The following is a 16,048-nucleotide window of genomic DNA, read 5'->3' as shown; positions in this document are numbered from 1 at the left end:
ACCTGCCGGTAACGGCCGGCGGGACGGGCACGTCGGCAAGGTCACAGGCCGGGCCCGCCGCCGCTGAGGAGTTCGGCAGGCACGATCAGGGCCTGGGCGCGCCCGGCGGGGAAGGCCCAGACGTGCTTGCCGGCCGCGATCACCAGCGCGAGCGGCGCCCGCAGCCCGAGCCTGATCACGCGCAGCGCGGCGCCGGCGGCAGGGGCCAGCGCGAACAGGTCACGTCCTCCTCCCGCCAGGACCCCGTTCGCGCAGACGAGGAACGGCACCGGCCCGTCCGGCGCGCCCACGAGCCGCCTCGGCTCACCCGACCAGGCCGAGACGCGCAGCAGCCCGCCCCGCACGCTGATCCACAGGGAGCCGGCGCACACGGCCATGCCGCCGCGCTCGCGCCGCCCCAGGTCGATCTCTCTGGGACCGCCCCGCAGCAGGGTGTCCCGTGTCGAGGTCCACCACAGCCGCCCGCCCTCCACGGCGCACGCGTCCAGGCCGGGCAGCTCCACCGGCTCCCCTAATCGGCCCGGTCCGGCCAGTCTGCGTGCCTGTCCGGCGGCGACGGCCCAGATCTCCCCGCCGCCGGCGAGCACCCGGCCGTCGAAGCGCGCGCTGGCCAAGGGCGCACCGGCCGGATCCAGCCAGTACACGCGGTGTCCCGCGGTTCCGGCCAGCGTCCCCTGCAGGGTGCCCTCGGTCGCCGCCGTCCCCGCGAACGTCCTGGGCACCATCACCGTCTCCGGCAACGTTCCCGGCAAACCCGGCGTGCCAGCCACCGTCCCCGGCACCGCCGCCAGAGAGAGGAGCTCCGGCGGGCGTGCCCTCTTGTGACCGCCGCTCTCCGGACGGCGCAGCAGCGTGCCGGACGTCGTGTAGGCCCGTATTCCGTCGGTGCCCGCGCACCACACGGTGGTTCCATCCGATGCGGCCGCCCGGATGGGGCGCGGCAGGTCGATCTTCGTGAGGGAGAGCTCCATGCGCTGACCCTTACCCGGGACCGCGGCCTCCCCTCAGCCCGCCGTGGCGCCGCACGGGGAGGTGGCCCCGCCGTCAGGCCGGCCTACGAGACACGGGCGCAGGAGACACGGGCGCACGCAGGTGGGCGGAGCCCAGCGCCCCCTCCAGAGAACGCATGCGCGCGACAAGCGGCAGCCCGGTCATCGGCCCAGGTCACTCGGGCTGCGATCATTGGCCTCATGCGTGTTGTGGTGATCGGAAGCGGCATCGTCGGAGCGGGCGCGGCCTACTACCTGAGCGGCCGGGGCGCGGACGTGACGGTGGTGGACGGCGGCTACCAGGGTGAGGCGACGCAGGCGGGGGCGGGCATCGTGTGCCCGTGGGTGGACCATCCCGAGGACGACGACTGGTACCGGCTCACCCGCGAGGGCGCCCGTCACTACCCGGACCTGGTGGAGGGGCTGGGCGAGGACATCGGGTACGCCAAGGTCGGCGCGCTGCTGGTGGCGGAGGACCCGGCGGACCTGGAGCCGGTGCGCGCCCTGCTGCGCCGCCGCCGTCCGGACGCGCCGGAGATGGGCGAGGTCACGGACGTGGCGGACCCGGCCGAGCTGTTCCCGCCGCTGTCGGACACCCTGAGCGCGCTGCTGGTGCCGGGCGCGGCCCGCGTGGACGGCTGTTCGGTACGCGACGCGCTGCTCAACGCCGCCGTCGCCAGGGGCGCCGAGGTGCGTACGGGCGCCGCGCGGCTCACCCCGGACGGCGAGGTGATCGTGCACGCTCTGGCCGGCCCGTCCCCGACCGAGCCGTGGCGCCCGGCCGCGCCGCCCCCGCCCGCGGAGCCGCAGGGTGAGGTGAGCGGCGAGACCACGTCCTGGCGGCAGGCCGCGCCGCTCGTCCCTTCCGCCCCGCCGCCCGCGACCATGGGGTCGGCCCGCCGGTTCGCCGGCGGGGGCGTTCCGCTCGAGGCCGACATGGTGATCGTCGCGGCTGGGGCGTGGACGGGCGAGGTGTGCCGGCCGCTGGGCGTGGAACTGCCGGTGTTCCCGAGGCGGGGGCAGATTCTGCACGTGACGCTGGAAGGGATCGACACGGCGTGGTGGCCGATCGTGTTGCCCAGCGCCGGCCCGTACCTGCTGGGGTTCGCCGACTCGCGGGTGCTGATCGGCGCGACTGTGGAGGACGTGGGGTTCGCGCCGCGCGTGACGATGGGCGGCCTGGACGAGCTGATCGAGGCGGGGCTGCGGGTGGCCCCTGGGTTGTTCGGGGCGTCGGTGACGGAGACGCGGGTGGGCCTGCGCCCGGTGTACGCGCCGGGCCCGGCCCTAATCGGCCCGCTGACCGACCGCGTGGTGGTGGCGACCGGCCTGTCCGCGTACGGGCTGACGGCGGGCCCGTTCACCGGCAGGATCGCCGCCGCGCTGGCCCTCGGCGAGGAGCCGCCCCTGGACGTCACGCCCTACGCGCCGCCCACCGCGTGAGCGAGAAGGGCTCCAGGACCCGCGCGGGCCGCCCGGCCAGCACCAGCGGAGCCAGGTGCGCTGCGGTGCCGGGCGCCAGGGTCAGGCCCAGCGTGCCGTGCCCGGTCGCCGCGTACACGCCGTCGTGGCCAGGGACCGGCCCGATCAGCGGCAGGCTGTCCGGCGTGGCGGGCCGCAGCCCATAGGTCACCCTGGCCGCCGAGGGACGCCAGTCGCGCAGGTACGGCAGCGCCATCCGCAGCACGTGCCCCATCCGCCGTTCGACCGGCGGCCGCGGCCCGGCCGCCAGCTCGAACATGCCGGCCACGCGCACCCCTCCGTGGAACGGCGTGATCGCCACGTTGTCCTCGATCAGCTTGAGCGCGTGCCGGGGCGGCGTGCCGCTCCCGGCCGAGGTGAGGCTGTAGCCGCCGGCGGGCAGGAGCGGCACCCGCACGCCCAGCCCGGCGAGCAGGCTCACGCTCCAGATGCCGGCCGCGATCACCACTCGGTCGGCCTCGATCGTCTCGAGCGCGGTCACGACCCGCCAGCGGCCGTGGCCCGTGCGCTCGACGCCGAGCACCGGCGCGCCCCGCCTGATCTCGGCGCCACGCTCGTGCGCCGCCCTGGCGAGCGCGTCGAGCATCAGCTCGGGCCGGACGTGCAGGTCCTCGCCCGCGTGCACGGCGCCGGCGACCCGCTCGCCGAGCGCGGGCTCCAGCGCCCTGGCCTGCGGGCCGTCGAACGTCTTGGCCGCGCCGGGGTAGCCGGCCGCCCGTGCCTCCTCCACCAGCGTCTGCGCCTCCTCCACGCCTCGGCGGGTGCGGGCCGCGATCAGCAGCCCCGTCCGGTGCAGCTCGAACGGATGCGCCCGGCACAGCGCCTCGAACCCGGGCACCGCGGACAGCCCCAGCTCCAGCAGGGCACGCAGGCCGGCGCGGTGGGCGCGGGCCGTGCCGCTGCGCAGGAACCCAAGCGCCCATCGGGGCAGCCCGGGCGAGAGCGCGGGGCGTACCGCGAACGAGGCCCGCCCACGCGCGAGGCTCACGAGCGAGCGGAGCAGCACCCCGGGCCCGGACAGCGGCGCCGACAACACCGGCACGACCCAGCCCGCGCTGGCTGGCCCGGCGGCCCCGGCCTGGGGCCCGTGGTCGGCCACCACCACCTCGGCTCCGGCCGCGGCGAGCTCCGCCGCGGTCCAGAGCCCGACGACCCCGCCGCCCGCGACGACGACCCTCACTCCGCCTCCTCTCGTTCACCGGCCGGGGCGCGCACGACCTCGGTGATGTAGAAGCGGAACCCCAGATAGCCCACGTAGAGCGTGGTGATGATCAGCACGATCGGCACACCGTAGAGAAGAAGTCCGTACATGTCAGGCCACCTCGGCAAGTTCCGGCTCAGTGCGTTTGCGAACGACGACGACGAGGATGAAGATCAGGAGGTTGGCCGCTACGCCCGCCATCAGGCCCGTCACCCCGTACGGCTCCCCGAGCACCCACGTCCACACGCCCGTGACCAGCCCGCCGCCGACGATCGCGGCCAGCGCGGCCGGCCTGTTGCGCACGCCGAAGAGCACGGCCGCGAGCAGCGGGACGATCACCGTGGGCGCCCAGAGGGCGTAGCTGTACAGGAGCGCGTCCACGATCGACGGCACGCTGACCGCGAACACGGTGGCGGCCGCCCCCACGACCAGGCTGAGCGCCCGCTCCAGCCACAGCCTGCGCCGAGCGGTCAGCGACGGATCGAGGAAGGGCTGGTAGATGTCCTTGACGAAGACCACGGCCGTCGAGTTGAGGTACGAGCTCGCGGTGGACATCACCACCGCCAGCAGGGCGGCCACGACGAGTCCGACGATCCCGACCGGCACGAGCCGCATCACCACCGTGGGCAGCGCCTGGTCGGGCGCGATGTCAGGGAACATGACCAGGGCCACCAGCCCGATGCTGGCGGTCACGAAGAAGAACCCGAACGCGAAGATCCCGGAGATCACGAAGCCCTTGCGGGCGTGCGCGGAGTCGGGGGTGGCGAAGGTGCGCTGGGTGTAGGGCGGCACCAGCGTCTCCCCCAGCAGGAACGCCAGGAAGACACCGAGGAAAGCCACCAGGCCGTAGTCGCCCAGGACGCTCGTGTGCAGGTCGGGCAGCCGGGCCAGCATCGCCTCCGCGCCGCCCGCCTGGTACACCCCGATGATGAGCGTCACGGGCAGGAAGACGCCGAGGAACACGAACTGCAGCATGTCCGTCTGGATCACCGCCCACGCCCCGCCGAACGTGGAGTAGAGGATCACTACGCCCATCCCGATCAGGATCGACGGCACGGTGGGCAGGTCGATGGTGGCGTTCACGACGGTGCCGATCGCCAGGGCCTGCGCCCCGAGGATGCCGGCGCACAAGGCCAGCGACAGCACGCCGGTCAGCAGCCGGGCGGCGCGTCCGTAGTGGTGCTCCATGACGTCGCCGACGGTGTGCGCCCCGGGATAGCGTTTCAGCCGGGGTGCCACGAACGCCCCCACCAGCAGCGTCTGGATGGCGAAGGCGAAGAAGGCGAACATGTAGACGTAGCCCTCTTTGAACACTGTGGCCGCGTTGCCCAGCGACGCCCCTCCGCCGAGGAACGACGCGGCCAGGCTGCCGAAGAAGACCGGCCAGATGATGCGGTTGCCGGCCACCGCGAAGTCGTCGGGCGTCTTGATGCGCCGCATCGTCTGGAGACCGATGATGATGAGTGCCGCGAAGTAGAGCGCGAGCATCGCCCAGTCGAGTGCCGTCATGGGCCGCCTCCTCGTGGAATGTTGCCCGCCACGGTAAGCATGCGCATGCGCGGCGTCACCGTACGATCCGTACGAGGCTCTTGCCGGTCGAGGTCGTGATGTTGTGTGATTCGTACATGCTCGCCCCATCGCTGGCGCAGGAGATCGCGAGCGACACCAGCGCGGTCATCGGCTTCAACGTGCTCATCACCGACGAGCACGGTGTCGTCATCGGCAGCGGCGACTCCCGGCGCGTGGGCACCTTCCACGAGGCGTCGGTGGAGGTGCTGCGGACCCGTCGCGCGGCCTGGCACGGCTCGGCGCAGGCGCACGAGCTGCGCGGGGTGCGGCCGGGTATCACGCTGCCGCTCGTGGTCGACGGCGCGGCGGTCGGCACGGTGGGCATCACCGGGTCGCCGTCTCGCGTGCGCCGGTTCGGGCTGGTGGTGCGCAGGCAGATCGAGATCCTGCTCAAGGAGTCCGTGGCGCTGCGGTCGGGGCTGCTGCGGGAGCGGGCGATCGAGGACCTGTGCCGCGACCTGACCGCCTTCGACCCCGGCGTGGTCGAGGCCGACCACCTGCTGTCGCGGGCCCGCGAGCTCGGCTACGACCTGCGGATCCCGCGGACGGCCGTGGTCGCGGACGCGCCGGGGGCGCGGGTGCGGACGCTGCAGGAGGCGTTCAGCGACGCGCAGGACATCGTGGCCGCGCTCGGCTCGGGCACTTTCGCGGTCCTGCGGGTGAGCGGCGGGAGACCCGCGCCGGTGGACGGGGCGGTGCTAGGGGTGGGCGGTCCCGCGCGGTCGGTGCCGGAGCTGCGCGACTCCTACCATGACGCGGCCGACGCGCTCAGGCTCGGGCGGCTGGTCCATCCGTCGGCCCAGGTGCACCTCATCGGCGATCTGCGGGTGCACCAGGCGCTGGCGGCGGCGGGCGCCAGGGCGCGTGCGCGGCTGTGCGACGGCGCGCTCGGCGGGTTGCGGCGGGAACGCGACTGGCCGGCGCTCCGCGAGTCGATCATCGCCTGGTGCGAGAACGGCACTAATCTGGTCAGGGCCGCCCGGGCGTTGCACGTCCATCGCAACACGCTGGTGTACCGGCTGGCTAAGGTGCCGGATCTGCGCGACCGCACGCAGCCGCTCTACCTGGCCTGCGTGGCCGACCTGCTGGACGAGCGCCTGGCCTGCCGGCCGTGACGTCCGGCCCCTTACGGGCAGGCGACGACCTCCATTGCCGCACTGCTCGTGCTCGTACCGCCTACTGAGGAATGTGACCTGAATCACACTTTCCATCACTTCACAAGGATGTAACCGATTACATACCCTCATGTAACCGATTACATGGAGGTCAGGTGGCTCGCATCAAGGATGTCGCCGCGCAGGCGGGTGTCTCCGTCGCGACCGTGTCCCGGGTGCTCAACGACAACCCCTCCGTCACCGAGGAGACGCGCAACCGGGTCCACGACGCGATGGCCGCGCTGAACTACCGGCCCAACGCCGTCGCCCGGTCCCTGCGCACCGAGGCCACCAAGACACTCGGGCTGATCATCGGCGACATCCTCAACCCGTTCTTCTCCGAGCTGGCGCGGGCCGTGGAGGACGAGGCCCGCGAGGCCGGCTACACCGTGATCATGGGCAACGCCGACGAGCGCCCCGACCAGCAGGACCACTACGTGCGCACCCTGATGGAACAGCGGGTCGACGGGCTGCTGATCTGCCCGACCGCCGAGGTGACGCCCCTGGTGGAGGAGGTCAGCCGGGGGGAGCGGCCGCTGGTCTTCCTCGACCGGACGCTCAGCGGCGTGGAGGTGCCGTCGGTGCGGGCCGACGGCAGCACCGCCATCGCCGAGCTGGTCGCCCACCTGCGCGGCCTCGGGCACCGGCGGATCGCGTTCGTCTCCGGGCCGAGCACCCTGTCCACCGGGCGCGAGCGGACGGAGGCCTTCCTGCGGGCGGCGGCCGAGCACGGCCTGGAGGTCCCCGAGGAGTACGTGCGCGTCGGCGACTTCCGCGCCGGCAGCGGCCGGCGGATCACCTCCGAACTCCTCGACCTGGCCGAACCACCGCAGGCGATCTTCCTGGGCGACAACCTCATGACCCTCGGCGCGCTCGACGAGGTCCGCGAGCGCGGCCTGGACATCCCCGGCGACGTCGCGCTGGCCTCGTTCGACGACGTGCCGTGGTTCAACCACATCAATCCCCGCATCACCGCGATCAGCCAGCCCACCGCCGAGCTGGGCCGGCGCGCGGTCAGGTTGATCCTCGACGCGCTGCACGGCCGAGCCACCGACTCGGTCGTGCTGCCCGCGACGCTCGTGGTCCGCGAGTCGTGCGGAGAGACAGGCCCAGGCAAGGAGGACGGCTCGTGAGCCAGGCACGGGAGATCCTGCGCGTGGAGGGACTCGGCAAGAGGTTCCCCGGCGTGGTGGCGCTCGACGGCGTCGACTTCGACCTGCGCGAGGGCGAGGTGCACGTCCTGCTCGGCGAGAACGGCGCCGGCAAGAGCACGCTCATCAAGATGTTGTCCGGCGCTTACCAGCCCGGCAGCGGCCGCATCCTCCTCGACGGCGAGCCGGTCGCCATCCGGACCGCCGCCGACGCCCAGCGGCTCGGCATCGCCACGATCTACCAGGAGTTCAACCTGGTCCCCCAGCTGACGGTGGGCGAGAACCTCGCCCTGGGCAGGCCGCCGCGCCGCTTCGGGTTCGTCGACACGCGGCGCATGCACGAGCAGGCCCGCGGCCTGCTCGACCGGGTGGGCATCGACGTCGACCCGCACACCCGCGTCGCCGACCTGGGCATCGCGCAGATGCAGATGGTCGAGATCGCCAAGGCGCTCGCGCTGAACGCCCGCGTCCTCATCATGGACGAGCCCACCGCCGTGCTCACCACCAGTGAGGTGCAGCGCCTGTTCGGCCTGGTCGGGCAGCTGCGCGAGCGGGGCGTCGCCGTGGTGTTCATCACCCACCACCTGGAGGAGATCGCGCAGATCGGCGACCGGGTGACCGTGCTGCGCGACGGCCGCTCCGTGGCGCAGGTGCCCGCAGGCACGCCCGAGGAGGAGCTGATCCGGCTCATGGTGGGCCGGCCCATCGACCAGCAGTACCCGCGCGAGGTCGCCGCGGCCGGCGAGCCGCTGCTGCAGGTGCGCGACCTGAGCCGGGCCGGCGCGTTCTCCGGCGTGTCGTTCGAGGTGCGCGCCGGCGAGGTCGTCGGCCTGGCCGGGCTGGTCGGCGCGGGCCGCACCGAGGTGGTCCGGGCGGTGTTCGGCGCCGACGCCTACGACTCGGGCGAGGTGCTGGTGCGCGGCCGGCGGCTTCCCGGCGGCGACGTGCGCGCCGCCATGGAGGCCGGGCTGGGTCTGGTCCCGGAGGACCGCAAGGGCCAGGGGCTCGTCCTGGGCGCCGACATCGCCGAGAACCTGGGCCTGGTCACCCTGCGCGGCGCCACCCGCGGCGGTTTCGTCGACCGGGCCGGGCAGCGCGAGGCCGCCGCGCGGGTGGCCGCCCAGCTCGGCGTGCGGATGAGCCACCTCGGCCAGGAGGTGCGCACCCTGTCGGGTGGAAACCAGCAGAAGATCGTGATCGGCAAGTGGCTGCTCGCCGACGCCAACGTGCTCATTCTCGACGAGCCAACGCGCGGCATCGACGTCGGTGCCAAGGTCGAGATCTACCAGTTGATCAATTCGCTCACCGCCTCCGGCCACGCGGTCCTCATGATCTCCAGTGATCTGCCCGAGATCCTCGGGATGAGCGACCGTGTCCTCGTCATGGCCAGAGGCAGGCTCGTCGGCGAGCTGGAGGCCGCCGAAGCGACCCAGGACTCCGTGATGGCGCTGGCCGTCACCGAGGTGGAGGATGCCCGTGTCCACTAACGTGCTGGCCGGACGGCCGGCGGCCAGGAGCCTGCTGGCCGAGAACGGCTCGCTCGCGGCGCTCGTCGTGCTCGTCGTGGCGCTGTCGTTGCTGTCCGGCGACTTTCTGACCGTGACGAACCTGCTGAACGTGGGCGTCCAGGCGGCGGTCACCGCGATTCTCGCCTTCGGCTCGACATTCGTCATCATCACCGGCGGGATCGATCTGTCCGTCGGCGCCGTCGCCGCTCTGTCGGCGATCGTGCTGGCCTGGACGGCCGCCGACACCGGCCTGCCCTGGCCGCTGGCCACGCTCGTCGCCCTCGCCGTCGGCGTCGGGTGCGGGCTGGTCAACGCCGCGCTCATCGCGTACGGCAAGCTGCCGCCGTTCATCGCCACGCTCGCCATGCTGGGCGTGGCGCGCGGGCTGGCCCTGGTGGTCTCCCAGGGCAGCCCCATCGAGATGCCGGAGGCGGTCTCCCACCTCGGCGACACCGTCGGCGGTTACCTGCCGGTCCCCGTGCTGGTGATGACGCTCATGGGCGTGATCGCCGCCGTCGTGCTCAACCGCACCTACGCCGGCCGGGCGATGTACGCCATCGGCGGCAACGAAGAGGCCGCCCGGCTGTCCGGCATCGCCGTCAGCAGGCAGAAACTCGTCACCTACGCCCTGTCCGGCGCGTTCGCCGCGGTGGCCGGGATCGTCCTGGCCAGCCGGCTCGCCTCGGCCCAGCCGCAGGCCGCCTCCGGCTACGAGCTGGACGCGATCGCCGCCGTGGTCATCGGCGGGGCGAGCCTGTCGGGCGGCAAGGGCAGGGCGCTCGGCACGCTGGTCGGCGCGCTCATCCTGGCCGTGCTGCGCAACGGGCTGAACCTGCTGTCGGTCTCGGCCTTCTGGCAGCAGGTGGTCATCGGCGTGGTGATCGCCCTGGCCGTCCTGCTCGACACGCTGCGCCGCCGAAGCGGCCGCTGACACCACCGCACAACCCGTAAGAACAAAGTGAGGTACCACCCCATGCGCATCCACGCCCTCATCGCGGCGGGCGCCGCACTGACCCTCGGCCTGACCGCCTGCGGCTCGTCCGGCACGTCCTCCTCCGGCTCGCCGGCAACCGCCTCCGGCGGCGACGTCAAGATCGGCATGTCGATCTCCACCCTGAACAACCCCTACTTCGTGCAGCTGCGCGAGGGCGCCGAGGCCGAAGCCAAGAAGCTGGGCGTCACGCTGACCGTCACCGACGCGCAGAACGACGCCTCCCAGCAGGTGAACCAGGTGCAGAACTTCACCAGCCAGAACATGAAGGCGATCATCATCAACCCGGTCGACTCCGACGCCGCCGCGCCCGCGGTCAAGGTCGCGGAACGTTCCAGCATTCCCGTGCTCGCCGTGGACCGCGGCGTCAACGGGGCCACGGTCGCCCAGACCGTCGCCTCCGACAACGTGGCCGGCGGCAAGCTGGCCGCGGAGCAGCTCGCCAAGGAGATCGGCGAGAAGGGCGAGGTCGTCGTTCTCCAGGGCGTGCCCGGCACCTCGGCCTCGCGCGACCGCGGCCAGGGCTTCACCGAGGGCATCAAGGCGTTCCCGAACATCAAGGTCGTCGCCCAGCAGCCGGCCGACTTCGACCGCACCAAGGGCCTGGACGTCATGACGAACCTGCTGCAGTCGCACCCGGGCGTCACCGGCGTGTTCGCCGAGAACGACGAGATGGCGCTCGGCGCGATCAAGGCGCTCGGCGCCAAGGCCGGCAAGGAGGTCAAGGTCGTCGGCTTCGACGGCACCCCCGACGGGCTGAAGGCGATCGAGGCCGGCACCCTGGCGGCCAGCATCGCCCAGCAGCCGGCCCTGCTCGGCCAGCAGTCCGTGCAGAACGCGGTCAAGGCCGCGGGCGGCGAGAAGCTGGAGGCCACCCTCAACGTGCCGGTGAAGGTCGCCACGAAGGACAACCTGTCCGAGTTCACCGGGGCATGAGCACGGTGGGTGAACAGGACGAAGGCCGGCCCCGCCACCCGTTCGACGTCGTGGTGGTGGGGTCGGCCAACGCCGACTTGATCGTCCGGGTGGAACGGCATCCCGCGCCGGGCGAGACCGTGCTCGGCTCGGAGCTCGCCGTCCACCCCGGAGGCAAGGGCGCCAACCAGGCCGTGGCCGCCGCGCGGCTCGGCGCGCGGGTGGCGCTGGTCGGCCGGGTCGGCGCCGACGGGCACGGGCGGCTGCTGCGCGAGTCGCTGGAACGTGACAGCGTCGACCTCGCTCACCTGCACGACACGCCCGCCGCCAGCGGCATCGCCATGATCGCCGTCGGGCCGCAGGGCGACAACAGCATCATCGTCGCCCCCGGCGCCAACGCCTGGCTCACCGAAGCCGACGTGCTGGACGCGGCGCCGCTGCTGCGGTCGGCTCCGGTCGTGTCCCTGCAGCTGGAGATCCCGCTGCCGGCGGTGCTCGCCGCGGCCCGGCTGGCCCGCCGCGCGGTGCTCAACCTGTCGCCGGCCGCTCCGGTGCCGGACGAGCTGCTGGCGCTGTGCGATCCGCTGGTCGTCAACGAGCACGAGGCGGCCGTGCTGCTCGGCGTGCCCGGCGAGCCGGACCGGCAGGCCAAGAGCCTGCTGGCACTCGGCCCCCGCTCGGTCGTCATCACGCTCGGCGCCGACGGGGCCGTGGTGGCCGAGGCAGGCGCCGTCCACGCGGTGCCCAGTCCCCGCGTGACGGCCGTGGACACGACCGGGGCCGGCGACGCGTTCACGGGGGCGCTGGCCTGGAGGCTGGCCGCGGGCGAGCCGCTCGCGGATGCCGCGGCATTCGCCGCCCGGGTGGGCGCCGCGGCCGTACGCAGGCCGGGGGCGCAGGATTCGTACCCGACGATGACGGAGGTGGAGGACCTGTGAAGCGCGGCGGCGTCATCAACGCGGCCCTGGCGGGAGCCCTGGCCCGGCTCGGGCACACCGACGAGCTGCTCATCTGCGACAGCGGCATGCCGCTGCCGGCCGGCGTGCCGGTGGTGGACCTGGCGTTCGTCGCGGGCATCCCGTCGTTCGCCGACGTGCTCGACGGCATCCTCGCCGAGATCGTCGTCGAGGGCGCCACGGCGGCCGAGGAGGTCCGCGCGGCCAACCCCGCCTGCGACGCGCTGCTCGGCGAGCGGCTGCCGGGGCCGGCGTACGTGCCGCACGAGCGGCTCAAGCAGCTCTCCGCCGGCAGCAAGCTGGTGGTGCGCACCGGTGAGGCGCGGCCGTACGCCAACGTCATCCTGCGCTGCGGCGTCGCCTTCTGACCGGGCTCCGGTGCGCTTCGACGAATGCGCGCCTCCTCTTGGTTGTCCGGCACGAATACGCCGACCGCACCATGGCATACCGTCGCCGGTGAACGTCCAGGAGGAAAGGCGGCAAGTTGATCGCGGTCAGGGAGCTCCATGAGATCGCGGAGTTCGAACGGGTCCTTGAGCTGTACAACGAGATCTGGCACTTCGGATCCGGCGACCCGCCCGTCACGCTGGAGCTGATGTGCGCGTTCGCGCACTCCGGCAACTACGTGGCGGGCGCCTTCGACGGTGACCGGCTGGTCGGCGGCTCGGTCGGCTTCTTCGCTGCGGGCGGCACGCTGCACTCCCACATCACCGGCACGACCGCGCGGCGGGGCGTCGGGCTGGAGCTGAAGCTGCACCAGCGGCGCTGGGCCCTGGAACGCGGCCTGGAGTGCATCACCTGGACCTACGACCCTCTCGTACGTCGCAACGCCCACTTCAACCTGGCTAAACTCGGCGCCCGCCCTCAGGAGTACCTGCCCTGCTTCTACGGCGTCATGGACGACGCCATCAACCAGGGCGACGAGTCCGACCGCCTGCTCGCCTCCTGGCCGCTCACCGCACCGCACGTCGAAGCTCTCGCACGTCGCGAACCGTACGTCACAGCGGCGCCGCAGGACGCCGTCGTGGTGCTCGCGGACGAGGGCGGGCGGCCCGTCGTGGGGCGCGCCGACGGGGCGACGGTGCTGGTCGGCCTGCCCGCCGACATCGAGGCGTTGCGGCGGAGCGATCCGGGCACGGCCAAGGCGTGGCGGCACGCCGTTCGCGACGTGCTCGGCGGCCTGATGGCCGAAGGCGGTCAGGTGACCGGGTTCTGCGAGAAGTCCTTCTATGTAGTGGAGAGAGTGTGAAGATCACTGGAGTCGAGCTGCGGCGGATCGCGATGCCGCTGGTGGCGCCGTTCCGCACCTCGTTCGGCACCGAGACCGCCCGCGACGTCCTGCTGGTCAGGGTCGTGACACCGAACGCCGAAGGATGGGGCGAGTGCGTGGCCATGTCCGAACCGCTCTACTCCCCCGAATACGCCGACGGCGCCGCCGAGGTGATCCGCCGCTTCCTGCTACCCGCCCTGCCCAAGAACCCGAACGTCCACGACATCGGCCACGCCCTCGAACCGATCAAGGGCCACCGCATGGCCAAGGCCGCACTGGAAACCGCCATACTGGACGCCCAACTGCGCGCAGCCGGCGAGCCACTCGCCCACTTCCTCGGCGCCACCCACACCCGCGTGCCATGCGGCGTATCGGTCGGCATCATGGACTCCATCCCGCAACTGCTCGACGCCGTCGCCGGCTACCTCGACGAGGGCTACCTCCGGATCAAGCTGAAAATCGAACCCGGCTGGGACCTCGAACCAGTCCAGGCCGTACGCGAACGGTTCGGCGACGACGTGCTGCTCCAAGTCGACGCCAACGCCGCCTACACACTCACCGACGCCCCCCGCCTGGCCCACCTGGACGCCTTCGACCTGCTGCTCATCGAACAACCCCTGGCCAACGACGACCTCATCCAGCACGCCAAACTGGCACAGCGCCTCAACACCCCGATCTGCCTGGACGAGTCCATCGAGTCGGCCGAGCACGCCGCCGCCGCGATCGCCCTCGGCTCCTGCTCCATCATCAACATCAAACCCGGCCGCATCGGCGGCTACCTGGAAGCCCGGCGCATCCACGACCTCTGCCAGGCCAACGGGATCGCCGTGTGGTGCGGCGGCATGCTCGAAACCGGCCTCGGCCGAGCCGCCAACGTGGCACTGGCGGCCCTACCCGGCTTCACCCTCCCCGGCGACACCTCAGCATCGCGACGCTACTACGCAACCGACATCACCGAACCGTTCGAACTCGTGAACGGGCACCTGGACGTGCCCACCGGCCCCGGAATCGGCGTCGAGCCGATCCCGGACGTGCTCGACGAGGTGACCACGTCCACCGAGTGGATCACCCTCTGAGCCGTGGCACCGACGCCAGCAGCGCGCGCGTGTAGTCGTGGGCCGGCTCGCCGACGACCCGCTCGGCGGGCCCGTGCTCGACGATCCGGCCGCGGTGCATGACGGCGATGGTGTCGGCGACGTACCGGACGACGGCCAGGTTGTGCGAGATGAACAGCATCGACAGTCCGAGTTCGTCGCGCAGCCCCGCGGACCAGGTGACGCGGCAGCGCTTCGCGGTGCCCTTCCCGATCGTCATACGCGGGTCGAGCGACGCGTACGGATCCTGGAAGACCATCTGGACACGCGGGGTTGGGGATGTCGACCTGCGGCTCCCACATGACGCTCGGATCCTTCAGCAGGCCACTCTCCAGATGGGCGCGGCCGAAGGCGACCACGTCGGCGGGGCGGGCGCAGATCAGCCCGGCCGCGCCCATCGACCGCATGAGGCCCCACACCGGGGCGGATCTCGGTGCGGTTCTCGTCGGAGTCTCGGACAGCGGTCGTCAGTGTGTACGCTACCGCTCCCCCGTCGGGACGCACCTGGGGATCGGAAGGGACGGCGAGGCGGTAGAGGTCGCGAGCACGAACCGTAAGCGTCTTGAATCCTCTGTGGTTCCCTGAAGGAATCAGGCAACTCGGACGGGCGTAGCCTGCTTTGGGCTGCTCCCGTGCTTGGCGAGCGCGAGCACGGGGGTGGCTTTGGCGTGGTGGAAGCCGGTCCGGTGGTGAGAATTCCTGACATGCCCTGTCCGGTACGGCTCGCGCCGTCCCGCCTTGGGTGCATGGCCCGCCGGACACTGTCCACTCTCCGAGGGGAATGGGGCGGGCACCGTGCGCCGGTCGGGCACACGGCTGGAGGTCATCGCATCGTCTGCGGAATTGGTATCCGCTGCTGAGGCGTTCACCGAGGTGTCCGCCGGGTTGTTCGCGGTGCGGGTCGGTCGTTTTGGGGTGGGACGGTTCTTGGATCTGTCCCGCGCCGCGGGCCGGGGGTGCACGTCGATTTGGGTGCGGCGGGCGCGCCGGGCCGCCCGGGTGGGCCTGCGCGTTCGGCGGGCGCGGGCCACGTTGCCCTCCACCACCGTGGGGATGGTGCGGGCGCCAGTGGCGCGGTGGGTGCGGGTGGCGTGCTGGCCGAGCAGGCCGCGCGCGACGATCCGCTCGGCCGCCGCCCAGTCCCGATCACACGACAGGCCGCAACCCTGGCAGTACGCCCACGTCCAGCCCTTCTCGGCGAGCCGGTCCGGGGCCGGGCAATGGGTAAGGACCGAGGTGCCGTCCCCGCAGCGGGGACAATACTTGGAGGTGCCGCGCGCCGGGACGGTGACCACGGCGATCGCGCTCTTGGCCGCCAGGTGCCGGATCGCCTCCACGATCTGCCCGCGGACCTGCCCCGACAGGCGCGCGTTCGCCCGCCCCCGGCGTCCGCGTGCTTCCAGGGTGGCCAGGTCCTCCAGGTAGATGACCGTCGCCCCGGCGGCGACGGCCTGATCGACCGCCCAGCGCGCCGCCGACCAGGCCAGCGCCGTGTTCAGATGCCGGATACGCACGCACACACGCTCGTGTTCCACACCGACGCCCTCGTAGGCCGCGGCCAACGCGGCGAAGCGGGAATCGGCGACGGTCATGCCCGCCAAGAGCTTGCCCTGGTGCCGGTGCTTGGCGGCCAACTGCTCACGCTCGCCCCGCAGCCGGTGCAGCTTGGCCGAGACGCCGGTGGCGTCGTAGGTGAGCGGCCGCCCGTCGCAAATCACCCGGCCCTCGCCGGTCAGACGGCCGGTCACGCCGGTCAGGAGCGTGTTAC

The 16,048-nt window shown here is 72.4% G+C and carries 16 protein-coding genes; 10 read left to right on the top strand and 6 right to left on the bottom strand.

Features of this window, described 5'->3' with window-relative positions:
* Positions 1 to 41: 41 nt before the first annotated feature.
* Positions 42 to 971, bottom strand: a complete 930-nt coding sequence (locus tag Q9G87_RS55305; RefSeq protein ID WP_305924741.1) for a hypothetical protein — start codon at positions 969 to 971, stop codon at positions 42 to 44.
* 219 nt (positions 972 to 1,190) lie between these two features.
* On the opposite strand from Q9G87_RS55305, the gene Q9G87_RS55300 reads away from it, so the two are divergent.
* Positions 1,191 to 2,432, top strand: coding sequence for an NAD(P)/FAD-dependent oxidoreductase (locus Q9G87_RS55300; RefSeq protein ID WP_305924740.1), 1,242 nt, complete (start codon positions 1,191 to 1,193; stop codon positions 2,430 to 2,432).
* Here Q9G87_RS55300 and Q9G87_RS55295 read toward each other — a convergent pair.
* From Q9G87_RS55295 to Q9G87_RS55285, 3 genes are read right to left on the bottom strand one after another with little or no spacing between them, the layout of a single operon-like run.
* Positions 2,404 to 3,651, bottom strand: coding sequence for an NAD(P)/FAD-dependent oxidoreductase (locus Q9G87_RS55295; RefSeq protein ID WP_305924739.1), 1,248 nt, complete (start codon positions 3,649 to 3,651; stop codon positions 2,404 to 2,406). The two genes, Q9G87_RS55300 and Q9G87_RS55295, sit on opposite strands and share 29 nt — an antisense overlap.
* Positions 3,648 to 3,782, bottom strand: a complete 135-nt coding sequence (locus Q9G87_RS55290; protein ID WP_305924738.1) for a hypothetical protein — start codon at positions 3,780 to 3,782, stop codon at positions 3,648 to 3,650. Before Q9G87_RS55290 ends, Q9G87_RS55295 begins: the two co-directional genes overlap by 4 nt.
* A gap of 1 nt (position 3,783) precedes the next feature.
* Positions 3,784 to 5,181, bottom strand: a complete 1,398-nt coding sequence (locus Q9G87_RS55285) for a sodium:solute symporter family protein (protein WP_305924737.1) — start codon at positions 5,179 to 5,181, stop codon at positions 3,784 to 3,786.
* A 116-nt stretch (positions 5,182 to 5,297) separates the two neighbouring features.
* Here Q9G87_RS55285 and Q9G87_RS55280 point away from each other — a divergent pair, with 116 nt between their 5' ends.
* From Q9G87_RS55280 to menC, 9 genes are all read left to right on the top strand, one after another.
* Positions 5,298 to 6,356, top strand: a complete 1,059-nt coding sequence (locus Q9G87_RS55280) for a CdaR family transcriptional regulator (protein WP_305924736.1) — start codon at positions 5,298 to 5,300, stop codon at positions 6,354 to 6,356.
* A 155-nt stretch (positions 6,357 to 6,511) separates the two neighbouring features.
* Positions 6,512 to 7,528, top strand: coding sequence for a LacI family DNA-binding transcriptional regulator (locus Q9G87_RS55275; protein WP_305924735.1), 1,017 nt, complete (start codon positions 6,512 to 6,514; stop codon positions 7,526 to 7,528).
* Positions 7,525 to 9,033, top strand: coding sequence for a sugar ABC transporter ATP-binding protein (locus Q9G87_RS55270; RefSeq protein WP_305924734.1), 1,509 nt, complete (start codon positions 7,525 to 7,527; stop codon positions 9,031 to 9,033). The genes Q9G87_RS55275 and Q9G87_RS55270 overlap by 4 nt, the downstream gene beginning before the upstream one ends.
* On the top strand, positions 9,017 to 9,985 hold the full coding sequence (locus Q9G87_RS61155) for an ABC transporter permease (protein ID WP_371825985.1): 969 nt from the start codon (positions 9,017 to 9,019) through the stop codon (positions 9,983 to 9,985). Before Q9G87_RS55270 ends, Q9G87_RS61155 begins: the two co-directional genes overlap by 17 nt.
* Positions 9,986 to 10,027: 42 nt before the next feature.
* A complete protein-coding gene (locus tag Q9G87_RS61150; protein ID WP_371825984.1) occupies positions 10,028 to 10,981 on the top strand; it encodes a D-ribose ABC transporter substrate-binding protein in 954 nt (317 codons plus the stop codon).
* Positions 10,978 to 11,898, top strand: coding sequence for a ribokinase (locus Q9G87_RS55260; RefSeq protein ID WP_305924733.1), 921 nt, complete (start codon positions 10,978 to 10,980; stop codon positions 11,896 to 11,898). Before Q9G87_RS61150 ends, Q9G87_RS55260 begins: the two co-directional genes overlap by 4 nt.
* Positions 11,895 to 12,284: a D-ribose pyranase gene (rbsD, locus tag Q9G87_RS55255; RefSeq protein ID WP_305924732.1), complete on the top strand. Its 390-nt coding sequence runs from the start codon at positions 11,895 to 11,897 to the stop codon at positions 12,282 to 12,284. Before Q9G87_RS55260 ends, rbsD begins: the two co-directional genes overlap by 4 nt.
* A 116-nt stretch (positions 12,285 to 12,400) precedes the next feature.
* Positions 12,401 to 13,165, top strand: coding sequence for a GNAT family N-acetyltransferase (locus Q9G87_RS55250; RefSeq protein WP_305924731.1), 765 nt, complete (start codon positions 12,401 to 12,403; stop codon positions 13,163 to 13,165).
* Positions 13,162 to 14,262, top strand: a complete 1,101-nt coding sequence (gene menC, locus Q9G87_RS55245) for an o-succinylbenzoate synthase (RefSeq protein ID WP_305924730.1) — start codon at positions 13,162 to 13,164, stop codon at positions 14,260 to 14,262. The genes Q9G87_RS55250 and menC overlap by 4 nt, the downstream gene beginning before the upstream one ends.
* Here menC and Q9G87_RS55240 read toward each other — a convergent pair.
* A complete protein-coding gene (locus Q9G87_RS55240; protein WP_305924729.1) occupies positions 14,252 to 14,539 on the bottom strand; it encodes an ABC transporter ATP-binding protein in 288 nt (95 codons plus the stop codon). The two genes, menC and Q9G87_RS55240, sit on opposite strands and share 11 nt — an antisense overlap.
* A gap of 331 nt (positions 14,540 to 14,870) precedes the next feature.
* Positions 14,871 to 16,048 (bottom strand): zinc ribbon domain-containing protein (locus Q9G87_RS55235; protein WP_305924728.1); only part of this gene is annotated, 1,178 nt, incomplete at its 5' end.

This window comes from Nonomuraea turcica, from assembly GCF_030718205.1.
GTDB lineage: Bacteria > Actinomycetota > Actinomycetes > Streptosporangiales > Streptosporangiaceae > Nonomuraea.
This window is presented reverse-complemented; position numbering and strand designations above follow the sequence as displayed.